The organism is Pseudomonas mercuritolerans (assembly GCF_025706525.1).
Classification (GTDB): domain Bacteria; phylum Pseudomonadota; class Gammaproteobacteria; order Pseudomonadales; family Pseudomonadaceae; genus Aquipseudomonas; species Aquipseudomonas mercuritolerans.
This window is the reverse complement of record NZ_JAMSHA010000009.1, coordinates 70,212-90,264: the sequence shown is the minus strand read 5'-3', so window position 1 is coordinate 90,264 and position 20,053 is coordinate 70,212. Positions and strand designations below refer to the sequence as shown.

Annotated in this window: 20 protein-coding genes; 15 read left to right on the top strand and 5 right to left on the bottom strand. The window is 59.8% G+C overall.

The window, feature by feature from the left end; all coding sequences use genetic code 11:
• Positions 1-40 precede the first annotated feature (40 nt).
• Together ND528_RS23355 and ND528_RS23350 are read left to right on the top strand one after the other, a co-directional pair.
• Positions 41-2,479: a Lon protease family protein gene (locus ND528_RS23355; protein ID WP_024014367.1), complete on the top strand. Its 2,439-nt coding sequence runs from the start codon at positions 41-43 to the stop codon at positions 2,477-2,479.
• Positions 2,480-2,803: 324 nt separating this feature from the next.
• Positions 2,804-3,124: a PA4575 family protein gene (locus ND528_RS23350; RefSeq protein WP_137215621.1), complete on the top strand. Its 321-nt coding sequence runs from the start codon at positions 2,804-2,806 to the stop codon at positions 3,122-3,124.
• On the opposite strand, the gene ND528_RS23345 is transcribed toward ND528_RS23350, so the two are convergent.
• Entirely contained in the window at positions 3,121-4,947 is a 1,827-nt protein-coding gene (locus ND528_RS23345; protein WP_263471326.1) for a hypothetical protein, read from the bottom strand. The genes ND528_RS23350 and ND528_RS23345 overlap by 4 nt on opposite strands.
• 160 nt (positions 4,948-5,107) lie before the next feature.
• Between ND528_RS23345 and ND528_RS23340 the strand changes: the two genes are divergently transcribed.
• The 3 genes from ND528_RS23340 to ND528_RS23330 all read left to right on the top strand — a co-directional run bounded on the left by ND528_RS23340 (position 5,108) and on the right by ND528_RS23330 (position 6,771).
• Positions 5,108-5,596, top strand: coding sequence for a TIGR00645 family protein (locus tag ND528_RS23340; RefSeq protein ID WP_016773116.1), 489 nt, complete (start codon positions 5,108-5,110; stop codon positions 5,594-5,596).
• A 131-nt stretch (positions 5,597-5,727) separates the two neighbouring features.
• The gene (locus ND528_RS23335) at positions 5,728-6,033 is read left to right on the top strand and encodes a DUF6482 family protein (RefSeq protein ID WP_263471325.1); all 306 of its coding nucleotides are present in this window, start codon (positions 5,728-5,730) and stop codon (positions 6,031-6,033) included.
• A gap of 120 nt (positions 6,034-6,153) precedes the next feature.
• Positions 6,154-6,771 carry an FKBP-type peptidyl-prolyl cis-trans isomerase gene (locus ND528_RS23330; protein ID WP_137215619.1) on the top strand — a complete coding sequence of 206 codons (618 nt, stop codon included), beginning with the start codon at positions 6,154-6,156 and terminating at the stop codon, positions 6,769-6,771.
• 137 nt (positions 6,772-6,908) lie between these two features.
• On the opposite strand, the gene ND528_RS23325 is transcribed toward ND528_RS23330, so the two are convergent.
• From ND528_RS23325 to ND528_RS23315, 3 genes are all read right to left on the bottom strand, one after another.
• Positions 6,909-7,166 (bottom strand): PA4570 family protein, encoded by a 258-nt coding sequence (locus ND528_RS23325; protein WP_016773118.1) that lies wholly within the window; start codon positions 7,164-7,166, stop codon positions 6,909-6,911.
• Positions 7,167-7,370: 204 nt separating this feature from the next.
• Positions 7,371-7,712: a zinc ribbon domain-containing protein YjdM gene (locus ND528_RS23320; protein WP_016773119.1), complete on the bottom strand. Its 342-nt coding sequence runs from the start codon at positions 7,710-7,712 to the stop codon at positions 7,371-7,373.
• A 181-nt stretch (positions 7,713-7,893) separates the two neighbouring features.
• Complete coding sequence (locus tag ND528_RS23315) at positions 7,894-8,862, bottom strand: polyprenyl synthetase family protein (RefSeq protein WP_016773120.1); 969 nt, start codon at positions 8,860-8,862, stop codon at positions 7,894-7,896.
• Between the two features lie 241 nt (positions 8,863-9,103).
• Here ND528_RS23315 and rplU point away from each other — a divergent pair, with 241 nt between their 5' ends.
• The 5 genes from rplU (at position 9,104) to ND528_RS23290 (ending at position 12,859) form a co-directional block, all read left to right on the top strand.
• Entirely contained in the window at positions 9,104-9,415 is a 312-nt protein-coding gene (gene rplU / locus ND528_RS23310) for a 50S ribosomal protein L21 (RefSeq protein ID WP_007924746.1), read from the top strand.
• A gap of 35 nt (positions 9,416-9,450) precedes the next feature.
• Positions 9,451-9,708, top strand: coding sequence for a 50S ribosomal protein L27 (gene rpmA / locus ND528_RS23305; RefSeq protein WP_016773121.1), 258 nt, complete (start codon positions 9,451-9,453; stop codon positions 9,706-9,708).
• A gap of 193 nt (positions 9,709-9,901) precedes the next feature.
• Positions 9,902-11,125: an Obg family GTPase CgtA gene (gene cgtA, locus ND528_RS23300; protein WP_263471324.1), complete on the top strand. Its 1,224-nt coding sequence runs from the start codon at positions 9,902-9,904 to the stop codon at positions 11,123-11,125.
• 137 nt (positions 11,126-11,262) lie between these two features.
• A complete protein-coding gene (gene proB, locus ND528_RS23295) occupies positions 11,263-12,381 on the top strand; it encodes a glutamate 5-kinase (RefSeq protein ID WP_137215617.1) in 1,119 nt (372 codons plus the stop codon).
• Between the two features lie 10 nt (positions 12,382-12,391).
• Positions 12,392-12,859, top strand: coding sequence for a CreA family protein (locus ND528_RS23290; protein ID WP_041477794.1), 468 nt, complete (start codon positions 12,392-12,394; stop codon positions 12,857-12,859).
• Positions 12,860-13,043: 184 nt separating this feature from the next.
• Here ND528_RS23290 and rpsT read toward each other — a convergent pair whose 3' ends face one another.
• Positions 13,044-13,316, bottom strand: coding sequence for a 30S ribosomal protein S20 (rpsT, locus tag ND528_RS23285; RefSeq protein ID WP_003228351.1), 273 nt, complete (start codon positions 13,314-13,316; stop codon positions 13,044-13,046).
• Between the two features lie 252 nt (positions 13,317-13,568).
• Between rpsT and murJ the strand changes: the two genes are divergently transcribed.
• The 5 genes from murJ (at position 13,569) to fkpB (ending at position 19,970) form a co-directional block, all read left to right on the top strand.
• Positions 13,569-15,107 (top strand): murein biosynthesis integral membrane protein MurJ, encoded by a 1,539-nt coding sequence (murJ, locus tag ND528_RS23280; RefSeq protein WP_263471323.1) that lies wholly within the window; start codon positions 13,569-13,571, stop codon positions 15,105-15,107.
• A 129-nt stretch (positions 15,108-15,236) separates the two neighbouring features.
• Positions 15,237-16,175, top strand: coding sequence for a bifunctional riboflavin kinase/FAD synthetase (gene ribF / locus ND528_RS23275; protein WP_016773125.1), 939 nt, complete (start codon positions 15,237-15,239; stop codon positions 16,173-16,175).
• A 13-nt stretch (positions 16,176-16,188) separates the two neighbouring features.
• Positions 16,189-19,020: an isoleucine--tRNA ligase gene (gene ileS, locus ND528_RS23270; protein WP_130910969.1), complete on the top strand. Its 2,832-nt coding sequence runs from the start codon at positions 16,189-16,191 to the stop codon at positions 19,018-19,020.
• Positions 19,013-19,525, top strand: coding sequence for a signal peptidase II (gene lspA, locus ND528_RS23265; RefSeq protein WP_263471322.1), 513 nt, complete (start codon positions 19,013-19,015; stop codon positions 19,523-19,525). Before ileS ends, lspA begins: the two co-directional genes overlap by 8 nt.
• Positions 19,518-19,970 carry an FKBP-type peptidyl-prolyl cis-trans isomerase gene (gene fkpB / locus ND528_RS23260; protein WP_064364108.1) on the top strand — a complete coding sequence of 151 codons (453 nt, stop codon included), beginning with the start codon at positions 19,518-19,520 and terminating at the stop codon, positions 19,968-19,970. Before lspA ends, fkpB begins: the two co-directional genes overlap by 8 nt.
• Positions 19,971-20,053: the final 83 nt, after the last annotated feature.

Here is a 20,053-nt window from a genome sequence, read left to right as displayed (position 1 = left end):
AATGCCGCTACCTGCCCCGCCTGATTGTTAAGGAAGCCCGATGCCTGATCCTGTTGCTGCCAGCCTGCGTCTTGCGCCCGAAGCGCTGACTCGTCCGTTTTCCGCTGAACAGTTCAGCTTCACCAGCACCAATGATCTGGAGCCCTTTCGCGGTGTGCTCGGCCAGGAACGCGCGGTCGAAGCCTTGCAGTTCGGTGTGGCGATGCCACGCCCCGGTTACAACGTATTCGTCATGGGCGAGCCCGGCACTGGCCGGTTCTCGTTCGTCAAACGCTACCTGAAAGCCGAAGGCAAGCGCCTGCAGACCCCGGCGGACTGGGTCTACGTCAACAACTTCGATGAGCCGCGTGAACCGCGTGCACTGGAGCTGCCATCGGGCACGGCGGCCTCGTTCATCGGCGACATCAACGGCCTGATCGACAACCTGCTGGCGACTTTTCCGGCAGTTTTCGAACACCCGTCCTACCAGCAGAAAAAAAGCGCAATCGACCGCGCCTTCAACCAGCGCTACGACAAGGCGCTGGACATCATCGAGCGTCTGGCCCTGGAAAAAGACGTCGCCCTGTACCGCGACAGCAGCAATATCGCCTTCACTCCGATGCTCGACGGCAAGGCCCTGGACGAAGCCGAATTCGCGCAGTTGCCGGAAGCCGAGCGCGAGCGTTTTCACGATGACATTTCCGGCCTCGAAGAGCGCCTGAATGAAGAACTCGCCAGCCTGCCGCAGTGGAAGCGCGAGTCGAACAATCAACTGCGTTCGCTCAACGAAGAAACCATCACCCTGGCCTTGCAGCCTTTGCTGGCGCCGCTGTCGGAGAAGTACGCAGAGAACGCCGGGGTCTGCGGTTACCTGCAAGCGATGCAGGTCTATCTGCTGAAAACCGTGGTCGAGCAACTGGTCGACGACAGCAAGACCGACGCCGTCGCGCGCAAGTTGCTGGAAGAACAATACGCACCAAGCCTGGTGGTCGGGCATCCGGCCAGCGGCGGTGCGCCGGTGGTCTTCGAGCCGCATCCGACCTACGAAAACCTGTTCGGCCGCATCGAGTACACCACCGATCAGGGCGCGCTCTACACCACTTACCGGCAGTTGCGTCCGGGTGCGCTGCACCGCGCCAATGGCGGCTTCCTGATTCTTGAAGCGGAAAAAATGCTCAGCGAGCCGTTCGTGTGGGATGCGCTCAAACGCGCCCTGCAATCGCGCAAACTGAAAATGGAATCGCCGCTGGGCGAGATGGGCCGCTTCGCCACCATGACCCTGAATCCGCAGCACATTCCGTTGCAGGTCAAAGTCATCATCATTGGTGCGCGGCAGCTGTATTACACGCTGCAGGATCTCGATCCGGACTTCCAGGAGATGTTCCGCGTTCTGGTCGACTTCGACGAAGACATCCCGATGGTCGACGAAAGCCTCGAGCAGTTCGCCCAGCTCCTGAAAACCCGCACTTCGGAAGAAGGCATGGCGCCGCTGACCGCCGATGCGGTGGCGCGGCTGGCGACCTACAGCGCACGACTGGCCGAGCATCAGGGGCGCTTGTCGGCGCGCATTGGCGATCTGTTCCAACTGGTCAGCGAGGCGGATTTCATTCGCCATCTGGCCGGCGATGAAATGACCGACGCCGGCCATATCGAACGCGCTCTGAAAGCCAAGGCCACCCGCACCGGGCGCGTCTCGGCGCGGATTCTCGACGACATGCTCGCCGGGATCATCCTCATCGACACCGACGGCGCAGCGGTCGGCAAGTGCAACGGGCTGACAGTGCTGGAGGTCGGCGATTCGGCGTTCGGCGTGCCGGCGCGTATTTCCGCCACGGTCTATCCGGGCGGCAGCGGTATCGTCGACATCGAACGTGAGGTCAACCTCGGCCAGCCGATTCACTCCAAAGGCGTGATGATCCTCACCGGTTATCTGGGCAGCCGTTACGCTCAGGAATTCCCGCTGGCGATCTCGGCGAGCATTGCGCTCGAGCAGTCTTACGGCTACGTCGATGGCGACAGTGCGTCGCTGGGTGAGGCGTGCACGCTGATTTCGGCGCTGTCGAAAACCCCGCTCAAGCAATGTTTTGCCATCACCGGTTCGATCAACCAGTTCGGCGAAGTGCAGGCAGTCGGCGGGGTCAACGAGAAGATCGAAGGCTTCTTCCGCCTCTGCGAAGCACGCGGCCTGACCGGCGAGCAGGGCGCGATCATTCCCCAGGCCAACGTCGCCACTTTGATGCTCGATGAAAAAGTCCTCGCCGCCGTGCGCGCCGGGCAGTTCCACGTGTATGCAGTGCGTCAGGCCGATGAGGCGTTGAGCCTGCTGGTGGGTGAGCCGGCCGGGGAGCCGAACGCCGATGGCGAATTCCCCGAAGGCAGCATCAATGCGCGAGTGGTCGAGCGCCTGCGCGATATCGCCGAGATGATCAGCGAAGAGGACTTGAAAGAGGCCGAGAAGGAACTGGCGCAGGAGGCTCTCGCCGAGGCCAAACCGGCCTGACAGGCTTGCAATAAACCCTGTGGGAGCGAGCCTGCTCGCGAAAGCGCTGTATCAGTCGACGAATGAGTTGGCTGATCCATCGTCTTCGCGATCAGGCTCGCTCCCACAGTGCTTTTCCAGATTGATCTCTGCGGGGATCTTCGGGGAATGTGCCACTACTCTGACGCCAATATTCACACAATGACCATTCGGCGCCTTCTGGTTCCATTTGGCTTGCGCGGGACACTTTTCTTCTATTCTCAGGTCAAGGATATCGACAGTATCACTGGATCGAGCCAGTCCTCCCGTGGGGGCTGAATACCGGCTTTACCGAGGGTCGCCGCCATGTCGCGCAACCTCTGTCTCACCCGTCAATGCCTGGGTCTGGTGACCCGGATCGAATGCGCCGTCAAGCCGCTGGCCGGCGACAACGGCATGTGGACGCTGCTCTTCGCCGCCGGCATGGCCGGCGAACAACCTTCCGCGATAAAAGCCCAAGGACCGTTCCACGGCCCGGTCGCGGCCGAGTCGATTCTTGACACCATCGTTGAAAGCCTGACCTTGCATGGTTACGAACTGGCCAATGATCCGCAGATCTGGAGCTTGCACTTGCAAGCCCAGCTACGGCAGATCAACGGCGGTCGTGGGCGCAGCCTCAACGGTTAAGGCGCCTGGTCCACCGGCGCCTTGTCGAGCTTGACCTCAAAGCCGTATTGCACGGTGGCGAGGTCGGTGCGCTGATAGGTTTCCACGCGAGTCGGGCGACCGTAAAAATAGTGCACGCCGAGTAGCGCCGGGCCTTCGGTGCTGGCGTCGTGGCTGACCGAAAGAATCTGCTTGAGGTAGTGGCCACTGTCGTCCTTGACGAAGAAACGCCATTCGTTGGCCGGGAAGGTTTTCAGGTCGACCACCAGCGTGTTGTCCTTGATCGCCAGGCCTTTGGGCAATGACTGCGCGTCGTAGGATTGCTTGGCCACCGTGGCCAGAAATAACGGCATTGAACCGACGGCAATCGCCGGGGTTTCCGGAAACAGGTTCAGATCATAAGTAATCGTCGCTGATAGCGGATCGACCTGATATGCCTCGGGCGGCAGTTCGATCGGCTCATCGAGTTTGCCGCCGCGCTTTTCCGTGAAGAAGGTCACGGGACTGACGCCGGGGTTGAGTTCGTCGCCAAGCAATTCGTCATTGAAGGTGCGGCGGTGGGAAAACTCGATACGCGCCGCGCTCGGCTCTTCCACTGATTGATGAATGCGCACGCCGGCCTTCAATTGTTCCTCGGTCAGGTCCGCGCCCTTGAGCCAGTTGGTGGCGAGATCGTCATACACCACCACGGGCAGATCCAGTGGCTGCACGGCTTTGGCCGTGGTGTGCGGATTGAACGTGCGCACCGGCAGGTCGAGGTTTTTGCGCGTTACCGTCGCTGAGGAGAAGTCGAGCACGCTGACTTCCAATGTCTCGATCGGGCCGTGGAAATACACCTTGTTGTAGCGGCGCGGGTGGTCTTTCTCGAAGGCTTGCTGGTCGTCGCTGAGCTGTTTTTCCAGGGTGTCGCTCCAGCTCTTCTGCTTCTGTAACTGCGTCAGTTGTTTCTGGTAGAACGCGACCTGCTCCGGGCTTTCGTTGATCGAACCGGCGCGCACCAGGTATTGGCCGCTGGCGTCGCGGGCCTGGACGATCAGCGGATTGATCCGGGTTTCGGCGACTTCCGCTGCCAGCGGCAGGCTGTTGCTGACTTCGACCTCGGCATAGTTCTTTTCCAGCTTGAGCAGTTTGACGCTGAGGTTGTCGTTTGTGCGGGTCTGGCCGACGTCTTTCTGCGTCAGGTCAAAGCTGTACAGGCGACGCGGCGCGATGACCTCGACCTGGCCTTGCAGGCTGACCGGTTGTGGCAGGCTTTTCTTGTCGACGTTGAGGCCATCGATGAACGGGTAGGTCACCGTCAGGTCATCGGGATTGGTCACGTTGGAGCTGGACGGGCTGAGTTGAATGCCTGGGTCGGTCTCCGACCACTCCGGCTGCCAGGCGATCACGCGTTTGTTGCTCAACGTCACCGAGTGCCACTCGATGCCGTGCGGAAACAGAAAACCGCCGGGAATGTTCAGGTTGAACGGGAATACCGGCTGCAGATCGGTGAGGTAATCCGAGCTGGCGTCCTTGTGCAGCACGAACAGGCCGTTGATGAAGGTATCGACCAGCGCTTGCGGGGTAGGGTAGTGCTTGAGCACGGCGAGGGCGTCTGCGCCGTATTCGGTGTGCGGGGTGATGTCGTCGAGCTTGAGCCGGGCGCGTTCGAGCAACAGCAGCGAACCGCCGAGTTCGGTGATGGCGTCCTTGAGCTTGGGATCGCTGATCGTGTCCAATGACTGTTCGAAGGTGGCGGTCTTTTCGTCGAGGTTGGCGATGTGCTTTTCATCGCCGGGCGAGCAACCGCCGATGAGCAAGGCGAGGCAGATTCCGGCAGTCGTCAAGGCTGATCGCACATCCATTTCCACGCGTCCTGTCCACTGTCATTGGGCTGTCAATGCTTTGGACACTAGCAGAAAAACTTTGTCACACACACGCAGGTGGCGGATTTTCCGGCGGTTTCTGGCTGTCACAGCGGGCTGTTATACTCGCCGCCATTTCCAGCCCCTTGTGTGAGAGTCAATGGAACGCTTTATCGAAAATGCAATGTACGCCACCCGCTGGCTGCTGGCGCCGATCTACATCGGCCTGTCCCTCGGTCTGCTGGCGCTGGCATTGAAGTTCTTCCAGGAAATCATCCATATCCTGCCCAACGTCTTCGCCATGGCTGAATCGGATCTGATTCTGGTGCTGCTGTCGCTGATCGACATGGCGCTGGTGGGTGGTCTGCTGGTGATGGTGATGATTTCCGGCTATGAGAACTTCGTCTCGCAACTGGACATCGACGAAGGCAAAGAGAAGCTCAGCTGGCTGGGCACCATGGATTCGTCGTCGCTGAAAATGAAAGTCGCGGCGTCGATCGTGGCTATCTCCTCGATCCACTTGCTGCGCATCTTCATGGATGCCAAGAACGTCGATCCCGAGCACCTGATGTGGTACGTGATCATCCACATGACGTTTGTGGTGTCCGCGTTTGCCATGGGTTACCTGGACAAGGTCACCAAGCACTGATCAGCCGATCAAGGCAAAAAAACCGCCCGTCTGTTGCGAAACAGACGGGCGGTTTCGTTTGTGGCTTGTACTTTCAAGCGCAGCGGCCTATGCCTGTAACGGTGCGATTCGCCACGGTGTGAGGTGCTTCCATGAACCTGCAAGAGTTGAACGCGTTTGCTGTTGCCAGGAAGGTCGACGAGTTGAACCTGATCTCGATGGAAGGAGGCATTTACCTGTTGGAAGCGAGGATGCATGGGACGGCGTATCCGTTGAGCGATCTCAAGGGCAATATGCTGACGCTGCGCTCAGTGGAGCACGCGCGGGATCTGCTGCATGCCTTCCCGGTTCTGCCATTCAACCTTGTGCACACCTCAGTCCATGACGAAATGTGCGGGCTGGTCGCTGACCTCGATGAAAGCCTGAAAGTGCCGCTCGCCTGGCGCTCGGCCCCGTAGCCCCGGCCCCAAGTCCGGGGTATCTGTGCTAGTCTGCTCGCCCTTTTGGTTCCGGGCGCGCCGGGACGCGCTGTGCACGCACGGCAAGTCCTGTGGCCGTCCGCACAGCGGAGCAGTGTCATGTCCGAAGTAAATCTGTCCACCGACGAAACCCGCGTCAGCTACGGTATCGGCCGTCAACTCGGCGACCAGCTGCGCGACAACCCGCCACCGGGTGTCAGCCTGGACGCGATCCTGGCCGGTCTGACCGACGCTTTCGCCGGCAAGCCAAGCCGTGTTGGCCAGGAAGAGATGTCCGCCAGCTTCAAGGTGATCCGCGAGATCATGCAAGCCGAAGCAGCGGCCAAGGCTGAAGCCGCGGCTGGCGAAGGCCTGGCCTTCCTCGCCGAAAACGCCAAGCGTGAAGGCATCACTACTCTGGCCTCCGGCCTGCAATTCGAAGTGCTGACTCAAGGCGACGGCGCCAAGCCGACCCGTGAAGACCAGGTGCGTACGCACTACCACGGCACGCTGATCGACGGCACTGTGTTCGACAGCTCCTACGAGCGCGGCCAGCCTGCCGAATTCCCGGTTGGCGGCGTGATCGCTGGCTGGACCGAAGCGCTGCAACTGATGAATGCCGGCAGCAAATGGCGCCTGTACGTGCCGAGCGAACTGGCTTACGGCGCCCAAGGCGTCGGCAGCATCCCGCCGCACAGCGTTCTGGTGTTCGACGTCGAGCTGCTGGACGTTCTGTAATACCGAGCCTGCCTTGATGGCGGGCTAACCTTGTGGGAGCGAGTCTGTTCGCGAAGGCGGTGTGTCAGTCAACTCAATCGTCGACTGCAAATCCGTCTTCACGAGCAGGCTCGCTCCCACAGGTTTTGTACTACCGCTCATATTTCGATCTTGTTGTGCAGCTCATTGGTCGGGCGCAACGCCCGGGCATAGCAGAACAGGAACAGATTGCGCACCAGCTCCTTGAGCACCAGCGGCTCGCTGGAATTGAGGCTGCTGACGTCCAGATCGCCTTGATCCTGCAGCTCATGCAAGGCTTCTTCTTCAAGCACCGCACAGACTTCGCCGGTTTCCCGATGGAGGATTCTGAGGTACGGGTGTGGGCGATCCAGCCAGGCGTCGATCAAATAAGTCATGGGTCTCATCTCCTTGAAAGGTTTCAATGAGAATAATTCTTATTCATCAAATAGCAAGTGCCTATTGGCGGATCGTGGAGTTTTCCGGGTAAAGGTTGTGTCAGGTCAAAATGGCTGGCTGATGGCCATGCGCGGATTCATTGAGCCGAAGCGGGGAGGGCAAAGCTCCATCCCACGGCTGGCGCGGGATGGATGACGCAAGGCTCAGACTTTTCTGACGAACTCGGATTTGAGCTTCATCGGGCCGATGCCGTCGATCTTGCAGTCGATGTCGTGGTCGCCATCGCACAGGCGGATGTTCTTGACCTTGGTGCCGACCTTGACCACCAGCGATGTGCCCTTGACCTTGAGGTCCTTGATCACGGTGATGGTGTCGCCGTCCTGCAGGACGTTGCCGACCGAATCTTTCTTCACGGCATCATCGGCCGCCACTTCGGCTTCGCCGCTGGCAGACCACTCGTGGGCGCACTCGGGGCAGACCAGTTGGGTGCCGTCTTCGTAGGTGTATTCGGAATTGCATTTCGGGCAGGGTGGCAACGTGCTCACTAAGGTTCCTTGGGTATCAGGAGGACTAAAGGGCGCACATTGTATAGGGTTTTACGCGGAGGAGGGCATAGCGCAGAAACAACTGTGGGAGCGAGCCTGCTCGCGAAAGCGCTGTGTCAGTCAACATTGAGTCGATTGGCAGATTGCTTTCGCGAGCAGGCTCGCTCCCACAGGGGATGAATCAGTGCGTGCGGGCTACCGCGAACTCGCTCAATTCAACCAAGGCATCGCGGTATTCGCTGGCCGGCAGCGCCTCGAGGCACTTGATCGCACGGGCCACATAATCACGGGCCAGTTGCGCGGTGTACTCCAGCGAGCCGGACGCTTCGACGGCGATGCGGATGCTTTCGAGGTCTTCGATTCCGCCTTTCTGGATCGCCTGACGCACCAGTGCCGCCTGTTCGGCCGTGCCTTCGCGCATGGTGTAGATCAGCGGCAGGGTCGGTTTGCCTTCGGCCAGATCGTCGCCGACGTTCTTGCCCAGGGTTTCCGCGTCGCCTTTATAGTCGAGCAAGTCATCAACCAGCTGGAACGCCACACCCAGGTGATCGCCAAACGTGCGCAGGGCTTCGCTCTGCTCGGCGGTCGCGCCGGCCAGGGCGGCGGCGCTGTGGGTCGATGCCTCGAAGAGCATCGCGGTCTTGCCGCGGATGACTTCCATGTAGGTTTCTTCGCTGGTGCTCGCGTCACGCACCTTGGACAGCTGCAACACTTCGCCTTCAGCGATGATCCGCGTGGCCTGCGAGAGAATCTTCATCACCGGCATCGAGCCGAGTTCGACCATCATTTCGAACGAGCGCGAATACAGGAAGTCGCCGACCAGCACGCTCGGGGCATTGCCCCACATGGCGTTGGCGGTCGAGCGGCCACGGCGCATGCCGGACATGTCGACGACGTCGTCATGCAGCAGGGTCGCGGTGTGCAGGAATTCGATGGTGGCGGCCAGCAGGCGCATGTCGTCGCCTTCGCGACCCAGGGCCTTGCCACACAGCAACACTAATAAAGGACGCAGGCGTTTGCCGCCGGCCGACGTGATGTAATCGCCGATTTTCGATACCAGCGGCACTCGAGACGTCAGCTGCTTCTTGATGATGCCGTCGACGGCGCTAAAATCGTCCGCCACCGCGCGGTAGAAAGCTTGGGGTTGCATCAGCGAGAGTCGCTCCAGAAGGGTTGCGCGGCATGCTAGGACCCCCGTCCAGACCTGTCAAGGCGCGATGGACGGCCACTTGCGCGAGGCAGATTGCTTGCGTACAATCGCGCACCCTGAACTTCCTGGGCAGCACCTGCCTTACGCAATTGCACTTGGGCCGTTCCAGCCCCATGCAGCCATGCCAGCCAATACCTCTTCTTATAAAGAGCTGGGTGAGCAGGATTATCGGAGAAATACCATGTACGCAGTAATCGTTACCGGCGGTAAGCAATACAAGGTCGCTGAAGGTGAATACCTGAAGATCGAAAAACTGGAAATCGCTACTGGCGAATCCGTGACTTTTGATCGCGTTCTGCTGGTCGCCAACGGCGACGACGTGAACATCGGCGCACCAGTTGTTGCTGGCGCAACCGTCAAGGCTGAAGTGATCTCCCAAGGTCGTCACGATAAAGTCCGCATCATCAAGTTCCGTCGCCGTAAGCACCACATGAAGCGTATGGGCCACCGCCAGTGGTTCACCGAGATCAAAATCACCGGTATTCAGGCTTAATTACAGCCTAATTCCTCACTAGGAGAATTGAACTCATGGCACACAAAAAAGCTGGTGGTAGTACCCGTAACGGTCGCGACTCAGAAGCCAAACGCCTTGGCGTGAAGATGTATGGCGGCCAGGTCATCAAGGCCGGCAACATCATCGTGCGTCAGCGCGGCACCCAATTCCACGCTGGCTACGGCGTTGGCATGGGCAAGGATCACACTCTCTTCGCTAAAATCGAAGGCGTGATCAAGTTCGAAGTAAAGGGCGCCTTCGGTCGTCGTTACGTGAGCGTAATCGCGGCTTAATCGCGAGATCGCTGGAGAAGCCCTGTCTTGCGACGGGGCTTTTTCGTTTGTGGGGTGAGTCTCTTGCAAAGCTGTTTGTATGGGCTGTCGGCGTGCGATGCAGGTCGTGTCTTGGGGTCGCTGCGCTCATTTTTGCAAGAGTCTTATGTCTTGATTGTTTTTCGGCTCGTCCGTACGGCGAGAGGCGTTGGTTATGAAGTTTGTTGATGAAGTATCGATTCGCGTAAAGGCCGGTGACGGTGGCAACGGTGCCATGAGTTTCCGCCGGGAAAAATTCATTGAAAACGGCGGCCCGAACGGCGGTGATGGCGGTGACGGCGGTTCCATCTACATGATGGCCGACGAAAACCTCAACACCCTGGTCGACTACCGTTACACCCGTCACTTCGATGCCGAGCGTGGCTCCAACGGCGGCAGCACCGACTGCACCGGCAAGAAGGGCGAAGACCTGATCCTGCGTGTGCCGGTCGGCACCACCGTGATCGACTCGGCAACTCAGGAAGTCATCGGCGACCTGACCAAGGCCGGTCAGAAACTGATGGTGGTGCAGGGCGGCTGGCACGGTCTGGGCAACACCCGTTTCAAATCCAGCACCAACCGTGCGCCGCGTCAGACCACGCCGGGCAAGCCGGGCGAGCAGCGCGACCTCAAGCTGGAAATGAAAGTGCTGGCCGACGTCGGTCTGCTGGGCTTGCCGAACGCCGGTAAAAGTACCTTTATCCGTTCGGTCTCGGCCGCCAAGCCGAAAGTCGCCGACTACCCGTTCACCACGCTGGTGCCAAACCTCGGTGTGGTCAGCGTCGATCGCTGGAAGAGCTTCGTCATTGCCGACATTCCGGGGCTGATCGAAGGCGCTTCCGATGGTGCTGGCCTGGGCATTCGCTTCCTCAAGCACCTGGCGCGTACGCGTCTGCTGCTGCACCTCGTGGACATGGCGCCACTGGATGATTCCAGTGCTCCGGATGCTGCTGAAGTGATTGTCAACGAGCTGATCAAGTTCAGCTCGTCGCTGGCCGAGCGTGATCGCTGGCTGGTGCTGAACAAGTGCGACCAGATCCTTGAAGAAGAGCACGATGCTCGCGTCAAGGAAATCGTCGATCGCCTGGAATGGACCGGTCCGGTGTACGTGATCTCGGCCATCGCCAAGATTGGTACCGAGCGTCTATGCCACGACATCATGCGTTACATGGAAGACCGTGCTGATCGCCTCGCCGCAGATCCTGCGTACAAGGAAGAGCTGGCCGATCTCGATCAGCGCATCGAAGACGAAGCCCGTGCGCAGTTGCAGGCGCTGGACGACAAGCGTGCCCTGCGTCGCAGTGGCGTGAAGTCGGTCCATGACATCGGCGACGATGACTGGGATGAAGAAGATGTGGATGACGAAGACGGTCCGGAAATCATTTACGTGCGTGACTGATCCGTTGCGATAAACTTGAACGCCGCTCAATCGAGCGGCGTTTTAGTATCCGGAAATCGATCGTTGGTCAGCAATCGCCACGATTAACGTCACGGGCAGTGCCAGGTCGCGCTGCCCTCAAGCTAAGGTTGAAGATGATGCGGAGCAAGGTGACAGGTGCGCAGCGTTGGGTCGTGAAGATCGGCAGCGCTTTGCTGACAGCTGACGGCAAGGGGCTGGATCGCGCGGCAATGAGTGTCTGGGTCGAGCAGATGGTGGCGCTGCATGAAGCGGGCGTCGAGCTGGTGCTGGTGTCCTCCGGGGCGGTAGCGGCCGGCATGAGCCGCTTGGGCTGGACTGCGCGACCCAGTGCCATGCACGAGCTGCAGGCGGCCGCTGCAATCGGTCAGATGGGGCTGGTGCAGGCGTGGGAGTCGAGCTTCGCCGAGCATGGCCGGCACACTGCGCAGATTCTCCTGACCCACGACGACCTCTCCGACCGCAAGCGCTACCTGAACGCCCGCAGTACCTTGCGTGCGCTGGTCGAGCTGAAAGTCATTCCGGTGATCAACGAAAACGACACTGTGGTCACTGACGAAATCCGTTTCGGCGACAACGACACGCTGGCGGCGCTGGTGGCCAATCTGGTCGAGGCCGATCTGCTGGTGATCCTTACCGATCGCGACGGCATGTTCGACGCCGATCCGCGCAACAATCCCGAAGCGCAGCTGATTTATGAAGCGCGCGCCGATGATCCGACTCTGGATGCGGTCGCCGGCGGTACCGGTGGTGCGCTGGGACGTGGCGGCATGCAGACCAAGCTGCGCGCGGCGCGACTGGCAGCGCGTTCCGGTGCGCACACCATCATCGTCGGCGGGCGGCTTGAGCGTGTGCTCGATCGTCTTAAGGCGGGCGAGCGCATCGGCACACTGCTATCCCCTGAGCGCGGCATGCTCGCGGCGCGCAAGCAGTGGCTGGCCGGGCATCTGCAAACCCGTGGCACCCTGGTGCTGGATGAGGGGGCGGTGTCGGCGTTGTCCAAGGGCAACAAAAGCCTGCTGCCGGTGGGGGTGAAACTGGTTCAGGGCAGTTTCCGTCGCGGTGAGATGGTCGTCTGTGTGGCCCCGGATGGTCGGGAGATCGCTCGGGGTCTGGCTAATTACAGCGCCCTTGAAGCGCAAAAAATCATCGGTCAGTCGTCGGATGCGATTGTCGGTTTGCTCGGTTACATGGCGGAGCCGGAACTGGTTCACCGTGACAACCTGATTCTGGTCTAAGGAAAATTCGATGCGTGTAGCGAAAGGATTGTTGGGCCTGCTGATGGCGATGCCATTGCTGGTTTCGGCCGAAGAGATCGGTCAGGTGTCGACCGTGTTCAAGTTTGTCGGGCCGAATGACCGGATCGTGGTCGAGGCATTCGACGATCCGAAGGTCGAAGGCGTGACCTGCTACCTGTCGCGCGCCAAGACGGGCGGAGTGAAGGGTGGTCTTGGTCTGGCCGAGGATCGTGCCGAAGCCTCGATCGCTTGTCGTCAGGTCGGGCCGATCAAGTTCAAGGGTGAGTTGAAGGACGGCGATGAGGTATTCAAGGAGCGCACCTCGCTGGTGTTCAAGACCATGCAGGTGGTGCGTTTCCTCGACAAGAAGCGCAACACGCTGGTGTATCTGGTCTACAGCGATCGCTTGATCGAGGGTAGCCCGCAGAATGCCGTGACTGCCATCCCGATCCTGCCATGGGTGCCGGTCCAGCAATAAGCGTCACCAATCCGAACTGTGGGGGCGAGCCTGCTCGCGAAGAGGTCATGTCGGTCGATAGAAATATCAACTGACAGATCGCATTCGCGAGCAGGCTCGCTCCCACATTTTTTTGCCTGTTGCTTGTTAAATCACAGGCAATAAAAAACCGACCCTGAGGTCGGTTTTTTAATGACTACGTCGATTAAGCGGCTTCTTTCAGCGCTTTGACGTGGCCATTCAGACGGCTCTTATGACGAGCAGCCTTGTTCTTGTGGATGATGCCTTTATCGGCCATACGGTCGATAACTGGCACAGCCAGAACGTATGCAGCTTGAGCTTTTTCAGCGTCTTTTGCGTCGATGGCCTTAACTACATTCTTGATGTAGGTACGAACCATGGAACGCAGGCTGGCGTTGTGGCTGCGACGCTTCTCAGCCTGTTTTGCACGTTTTTTGGCGGAAGGTGAGTTGGCCACCGTCGAGCTCCTCGAAAGACTTTTTAGGAAATAGCAAACAAAATAGGCCGCGAATCATGCCGATGAAGACTTGTCTTGTCAAGGGCACTTGAATCGTTCCGCTAAGTGGTAGGTATAAAGAGGCGGGATATTTATTTCCGGCGCTTGACCTGTAAACTCGCGAGCTTTGGCTCTGTGCTGTTGCGGCGCGGAGTATCGCACAAGTAGGCGCATTGTTCGCCTGCTGTTTATCGACAGGCACAAACTCTCTCAATGAATCTGCTCAAATCGTTGGCCACCGTCAGCTCTATCACGATGCTTTCCCGGATTCTGGGTTTTGTTCGTGACACGCTGATCGCGCGGACATTCGGCGCCGGGATGGCCACGGATGCCTTCTTTATTGCGTTCAAACTGCCCAACCTGCTGCGGCGCATTTTCGCCGAGGGGGCGTTTTCCCAGGCGTTCGTGCCGATCCTTGCCGAATATAAAAGCCAGCAGGGCGAAGAGGCGACGCGCACCTTTATCGCCTATGTGTCGGGCCTGCTGACGCTGGTGTTGGCGGTTGTAACGGCGCTGGGCATGATCGCTGCGCCTTGGGTGATCTGGGCCACGGCCCCCGGTTTTACCGATACCCCGGAGAAATTCCAGCTCACTTCCGATCTGTTGCGGGTGACCTTTCCTTATATATTGCTGATCTCGCTGTCGTCGCTGGCCGGCGCGATTCTGAATACCTGGAACCGCTTCTCGGTGCCGGCCTTCGTGCCGACTCTGCTCAACGTCAGCATGATCGTGTTTTCGCTGTTCCTCACGCCGTACTTCGATCCACCGGTCATGGCCCTTGGCTGGGCGGTGCTGGTCGGCGGTCTGGCGCAGTTGCTGTATCAGCTGCCGCACCTGAAAAAGATCGGCATGCTCGTGCTGCCGCGCCTGAACTTGCGCGACAGCGGCGTGTGGCGGGTGATGAAGCAGATGCTGCCGGCGATTCTCGGTGTTTCGGTGAGCCAGATTTCATTGATCATCAACACCATTTTCGCCTCGTTTCTGGTCGCAGGTTCAGTGTCCTGGATGTACTACGCCGACCGCTTGATGGAATTGCCGTCGGGCGTGTTGGGCGTGGCACTCGGCACGATTCTGCTGCCAACGCTGGCCAAGACCTATGCCAGCAAGGATCGCCACGAGTATTCGCGGATCCTCGATTGGGGGCTGCGCCTGTGCTTTGTGCTGGTGCTGCCGTGCGCATTGGCGCTGGGGATTCTTGCTGAACCGCTGACTGTTTCATTGTTTCAGTACGGCCAGTTCAGTGGCTTTGATGCCGAGATGACCCAGCGTGCGCTGATTGCCTATTCTGTCGGCCTGCTCGGGATTATCGTGATCAAAGTGCTGGCGCCGGGCTTTTATGCGCAACAGAACATTCGCACCCCGGTGAAAATCGCAATTTTCACGCTGGTCTGCACGCAGTTGTTCAACCTTGCGTTGATCGGCCCACTGGCCCACGCCGGCCTTGCCTTGGCGATCAGTGCCGGTGCTTGCCTGAACGCCGGGCTGCTGTTCTATCAACTGCGCAAGCAGAAGATGTATCAACCGCAGCCGGGCTGGGGCAAATTCGGTTTCAAGCTGGTCGTTGCAGTGACCGTGATGTCGGCGGTGTTGCTGGCCGGCATGCATTTCATGCCCGCCTGGGATGAGGGCCACATGCTTGAGCGCTTCCTGCGCCTGGGCGCGCTGGTGGTTGCTGGCGTGGTGGCGTATTTCGGTATGTTGCTGTTGCTGGGTTTCCGTCTGCGCGACTTCAATCGCAAGGCCTTGAGCTGAGGTTTCAGCCTTCATGAGCAGGCATGGGCCGGCGGTTTTGTCGGCTCGTTCACTTTGCGTTACGGTGTTGCCTGTCGTCGGCCGTCGGGTGTGGTTATAATCGACCACTTTATGAGCAAGAAGCGCGTTATGCAGCTGGTTCGAGGCCTCCACAACTTGCGCCCCCAGCATCGGGGCTGCGTCGCCACTATTGGCAACTTTGACGGTGTTCACCGTGGTCACCAGGCTATCCTGGCCCGGCTGCGTGAGCGTGCGCTCGAGTTGGGCGTACCCAGCTGCGTGGTGATTTTCGAGCCGCAGCCGCGGGAGTTCTTTGCTCCCGACACCGCACCGGCACGTCTGGCGCGGTTGCGCGACAAGCTGCAATTGCTCGCCGCTGAAGGCGTCGATCGGGTCTTGTGCCTGGCCTTCAATCAGCGCTTGAGCAAGCTCAGCGCCAGTGAGTTCGTCGATACCATTCTGGTCGATGGCCTTGGCGTGCAGCATCTGGAGGTCGGTGACGATTTCCGTTTCGGTTGCGACCGACTCGGCGATTTCGACTTTCTGATGCAGGCCGGGCAGGTTCACGGTTTCACTGTCGAAGCTGCGCAAACCGTTGAGCTGGACGGCATTCGCGTCAGCAGCACGCAGGTGCGCAACGCCTTGGCTGCGGCCGATTTTGCCTTGGCCGAACGCTTGCTCGGCCGTCCGTACCGCATCGCCGGTCGCGTGCTGCATGGGCAGAAACTGGCCCGGCAACTGGGCACGCCCACTGCCAACATTCAACTCAAGCGTCGTCGCGTGCCGTTTACCGGGGTGTATCTGGTGAATGTCGACATCGACGGCAAGACCTGGCCCGGCGTCGCCAATATCGGCGTGCGCCCCACGGTGCAAGGAGATGGCAAAGCCCACCTCGAGGTCCATCTGTTAGATTTTGCCGGCGATCTGTATGACCGGCGTTTGACGGTGGTTTTCCACCAAAAGCTGCGTGAAGAGCAGCGCTTCGCCTCTCTGGAGGCATTGAAGACGGCGATCAATGCGGATGTCGCCACCGCCCGTGCACTAGCCGCACCTAGCGCCCATCGCTAATGAAGAGCCTTAAATGACCGACTATAAAGCCACGCTAAACCTTCCGGACACCGCCTTCCCAATGAAGGCCGGCCTGCCACAGCGCGAACCGCAGATCCTGCAGCGCTGGGACAGTATTGGCCTGTACGGAAAGTTGCGCGAGATTGGCAAGGATCGTCCGAAGTTCGTCCTGCACGACGGCCCTCCGTACGCCAACGGCACGATCCACATCGGTCACGCACTGAACAAGATTCTCAAGGACATGATCATCCGCTCGAAAACCCTGTCGGGTTTCGACGCGCCGTATGTCCCGGGCTGGGATTGCCATGGCCTGCCGATCGAGCACAAGGTTGAAGTGACCCACGGCAAGAACCTCGGCGCGGATAAGACCCGCGAGCTGTGCCGTGCCTACGCCACCGAGCAGATCGAAGGGCAGAAGTCCGAGTTCATCCGTCTCGGCGTGCTGGGCGACTTCGCCAACCCGTACAAGACCATGAACTTTACGAACGAGGCCGGTGAAATCCGCGCCCTCGCCGAAATCGTCAAGGGTGGCTTTGTCTTCAAGGGCCTCAAGCCGGTGAACTGGTGCTTCGATTGCGGTTCGGCTCTGGCTGAAGCGGAAGTCGAGTACGAGAACAAGAAGTCCTCGACCATCGACGTTGCGTTCCCGATCGCTGATGAAGCCAAACTGGCTGCCGCGTTCGGTCTGGCCTCGCTGAGCAAACCTGCTGCGATCGTGATCTGGACCACCACCCCGTGGACCATCCCGGCCAACCAGGCGCTGAACGTGCACCCGGAATTCAACTATGCCCTGGTCGATATCGGCGACAAGCTGCTGGTGCTGGCTGAAGAGCTGGTCGAAGCCTGCCTGGCGCGCTACGGCGTGGAAGGTTCGGTCATCGCCACCACCACCGGTAAAGAACTTGAGCTGATCAACTTCCGTCACCCGTTCTACGACCGTCTGTCGCCGGTGTACCTGGCTGACTACGTCGAACTGGGCGCTGGCACCGGCGTGGTTCACTCCGCCCCGGCCTACGGTGTGGACGACTTCGTGACCTGCAAGAAATACGGCATGGTCAATGACGACATCCTCAACCCGGTACAGAGCAACGGCGTGTACGTGCCGTCGCTGGAATTCTTCGGCGGCCAGTTCATCTGGAAGGCCAACCCGGCCATCGTGGAAAAACTGACCGAAGTCGGTGCGCTGATGCACACCACCGTCATCGAACACAGCTACATGCACTGCTGGCGCCACAAGACCCCGCTGATCTACCGCGCCACCGCGCAGTGGTTCATCGGCATGGACAAGGAGCCAACCAGCGGCGACACCCTGCGCGTGCGCTCGCTCAAAGCCATCGAAGACACCAAGTTCGTTCCGGCCTGGGGCCAGGCGCGTCTGCACTCGATGATCGCCAATCGTCCGGACTGGTGCATCTCGCGTCAGCGCAACTGGGGCGTGCCGATCCCGTTCTTCCTCAACAAGGAAAGCGGCGAGCTGCACCCGCGTACCGTCGAGCTGATGGAGGAAGTCGCCAAACGCGTTGAAGTCGAAGGTATCGAAGCCTGGTTCAAACTCGACGCTGCCGAACTGCTCGGTGATGAAGCGCCGCAGTACGACAAGATCAGCGACACCCTCGACGTCTGGTTCGACTCGGGCACCACGCACTGGCACGTTCTGCGCGGTTCGCACCCGATGGGCCACGAGAGCGGCCCGCGCGCCGACCTGTACCTGGAAGGTTCCGACCAGCACCGTGGCTGGTTCCACTCCTCGTTGCTGACCGGTTGCGCCATCGACAACCACGCGCCGTACCGCGAACTGCTGACTCACGGCTTCACCGTCGACGAGTCCGGGCGCAAGATGTCCAAATCGCTGGGCAACGTGATCGCGCCGCAGAAGGTCAACGACACCCTGGGCGCCGACATCATGCGTCTGTGGGTCGCTTCGACCGACTACTCCGGCGAAATGGCGGTGTCCGAGCAGATCCTGCAGCGCAGCGCCGATGCCTACCGTCGTATCCGTAACACCGCGCGCTTCCTGCTTTCCAACCTGACCGGTTTCAACCCGGCCACCGACCTGCTGCCGGCTGAAGACATGCTGGCGCTGGATCGCTGGGCGGTGGATCGCACGCTGCTGCTGCAACGTGAATTGCAAGAGCATTACGGCGAATACCGTTTCTGGAACGTGTACTCGAAGATCCACAACTTCTGCGTGCAGGAGCTGGGTGGTTTCTACCTCGACATCATCAAGGATCGCCAGTACACCACCGGCGCCGACAGCAAGGCCCGTCGCTCGTGCCAGACCGCGCTGTTCCACATCTCCGAAGCGCTGGTGCGCTGGATCGCGCCGATCCTCGCCTTCACTGCTGACGAACTGTGGCAATACCTGCCGGGCGAGCGTAACGAGTCGGTCATGCTCAACACCTGGTACGAAGGCCTGACCGAGCTGCCGGAAGGCTTCGAGCTGGGTCGCGCCTACTGGGATCGCATCATGGAAGTGAAGGTTGCGGTCAACAAAGAGATGGAAATCCAGCGCGCGGCGAAAGCCGTCGGTGGCAACCTGCAGGCCGAAGTGACGCTGTTTGCCGAAGAGGCGCTGAGCGCCGATCTGGCCAAGCTGAGCAACGAGCTGCGCTTTGTCCTGATCACCTCGACTGCCAGCGTTGCGCCATTCGTGCAGGCTCCGGCCGATGCAGTGGCAACCGAAGTCAGCGGTCTGAAACTGAAGATCGTCAAATCGGCGTTCCCGAAATGCGCACGTTGCTGGCATTGCCGCGAAGACGTCGGCGTGAACCCGGAGCATCCGGAAATCTGCGGGCGTTGCGTCGACAACATCAGCGGCGCTGGCGAGGTTCGTCACTATGCCTGATGCCGTTGGCCGTTTCGGACGGCTGAGCTGGCTGTGGTTGAGCCTGCTGGTCCTGGTCATTGACCAGGCCAGCAAGTTCTACTTCGAAAGCAAGCTCGAAATGTTCCAGCAGATCGTGATCATTCCCGATCTGTTCAGCTGGACCCTGGCCTACAACACTGGCGCTGCTTTCAGCTTCCTCGCCGACAGCTCCGGCTGGCAGCGCTGGCTGTTTGCCCTGATCGCGATTGTGGTCAGTGCCGTGCTGGTGATCTGGCTCAAGCGTCTGGGCCGCAACGACACCTGGCTGGCCGTCGCCCTGGCACTGGTGCTGGGTGGCGCGCTGGGCAACCTGTATGACCGCGTTGCCCTGGGCCATGTGATCGACTTCATCCTGGTGCACTGGCAGAACCGCTGGTATTTCCCCGCGTTCAACATTGCCGACAGCGCGATCACCGTTGGCGCGATCATGCTGGCACTGGACATGTTCAAATCGAAGAAAACCGAAGAGGCTGCTCATGACTGAACCGCTATCGACTGAGCAACGCATCGGCCAGAACACCGAAGTTACGCTGCACTTTGCCTTGCGCCTGGAAAACGGTGACACCGTCGACAGTACCTTCGACAAGGCGCCGGCAACCTTCAAGGTCGGCGACGGCAACCTGCTGCCGGGTTTCGAAGCCGCCCTGTTCGGCTTCAAGGCCGGCGACAAGCGCACTCTGACCGTCGAGCCGGAAAACGCTTTCGGTCAGCCGAACCCGCAGAACGTGCAGACCATCCCGCGTTCGCAGTTCACCGACATGGAGTTGTCGCCGGGTCTGCTGGTGATCTTCAACGATGCGGCCAATACTGAATTGCCAGGTGTGGTGAAAGAATTCGACGACACGCAAGTGACCGTCGACTTCAACCACCCGCTGGCCGGCAAGACGCTGACCTTTGATGTGGAAATCATTTCCGTCAAAGCGCTATAACTGACTGTATAAGGTCAAATGTGGGAGCGAGCCTGCTCGCGAAAGCGGTGTGTCAACCAACAGAAATGTTGCAGGTGATGGCC

Bases quoted from the DNA above. Each gene is read 5' to 3' on its own strand.
- ND528_RS23355 (WP_024014367.1), top strand. From the start codon at position 41: ATGCCTGATCCTGTTGCTGCCAGCCTGCGTCTTGCGCCCGAAGCGCTG.
- ND528_RS23350 (WP_137215621.1), top strand. From the start codon at position 2,804: ATGTCGCGCAACCTCTGTCTCACCCGTCAATGCCTGGGTCTGGTGACC.
- ND528_RS23345 (WP_263471326.1), bottom strand. From the start codon at position 4,947: ATGGATGTGCGATCAGCCTTGACGACTGCCGGAATCTGCCTCGCCTTG.
- ND528_RS23340 (WP_016773116.1), top strand. From the start codon at position 5,108: ATGGAACGCTTTATCGAAAATGCAATGTACGCCACCCGCTGGCTGCTG.
- ND528_RS23335 (WP_263471325.1), top strand. From the start codon at position 5,728: ATGAACCTGCAAGAGTTGAACGCGTTTGCTGTTGCCAGGAAGGTCGAC.
- ND528_RS23330 (WP_137215619.1), top strand. From the start codon at position 6,154: ATGTCCGAAGTAAATCTGTCCACCGACGAAACCCGCGTCAGCTACGGT.
- ND528_RS23325 (WP_016773118.1), bottom strand. From the start codon at position 7,166: ATGACTTATTTGATCGACGCCTGGCTGGATCGCCCACACCCGTACCTC.
- ND528_RS23315 (WP_016773120.1), bottom strand. From the start codon at position 8,862: ATGCAACCCCAAGCTTTCTACCGCGCGGTGGCGGACGATTTTAGCGCC.
- rplU (WP_007924746.1), top strand. From the start codon at position 9,104: ATGTACGCAGTAATCGTTACCGGCGGTAAGCAATACAAGGTCGCTGAA.
- rpmA (WP_016773121.1), top strand. From the start codon at position 9,451: ATGGCACACAAAAAAGCTGGTGGTAGTACCCGTAACGGTCGCGACTCA.
- cgtA (WP_263471324.1), top strand. From the start codon at position 9,902: ATGAAGTTTGTTGATGAAGTATCGATTCGCGTAAAGGCCGGTGACGGT.
- proB (WP_137215617.1), top strand. From the start codon at position 11,263: ATGCGGAGCAAGGTGACAGGTGCGCAGCGTTGGGTCGTGAAGATCGGC.
- ND528_RS23290 (WP_041477794.1), top strand. From the start codon at position 12,392: ATGCGTGTAGCGAAAGGATTGTTGGGCCTGCTGATGGCGATGCCATTG.
- murJ (WP_263471323.1), top strand. From the start codon at position 13,569: ATGAATCTGCTCAAATCGTTGGCCACCGTCAGCTCTATCACGATGCTT.
- ribF (WP_016773125.1), top strand. From the start codon at position 15,237: ATGCAGCTGGTTCGAGGCCTCCACAACTTGCGCCCCCAGCATCGGGGC.
- ileS (WP_130910969.1), top strand. From the start codon at position 16,189: ATGACCGACTATAAAGCCACGCTAAACCTTCCGGACACCGCCTTCCCA.
- lspA (WP_263471322.1), top strand. From the start codon at position 19,013: ATGCCTGATGCCGTTGGCCGTTTCGGACGGCTGAGCTGGCTGTGGTTG.
- fkpB (WP_064364108.1), top strand. From the start codon at position 19,518: ATGACTGAACCGCTATCGACTGAGCAACGCATCGGCCAGAACACCGAA.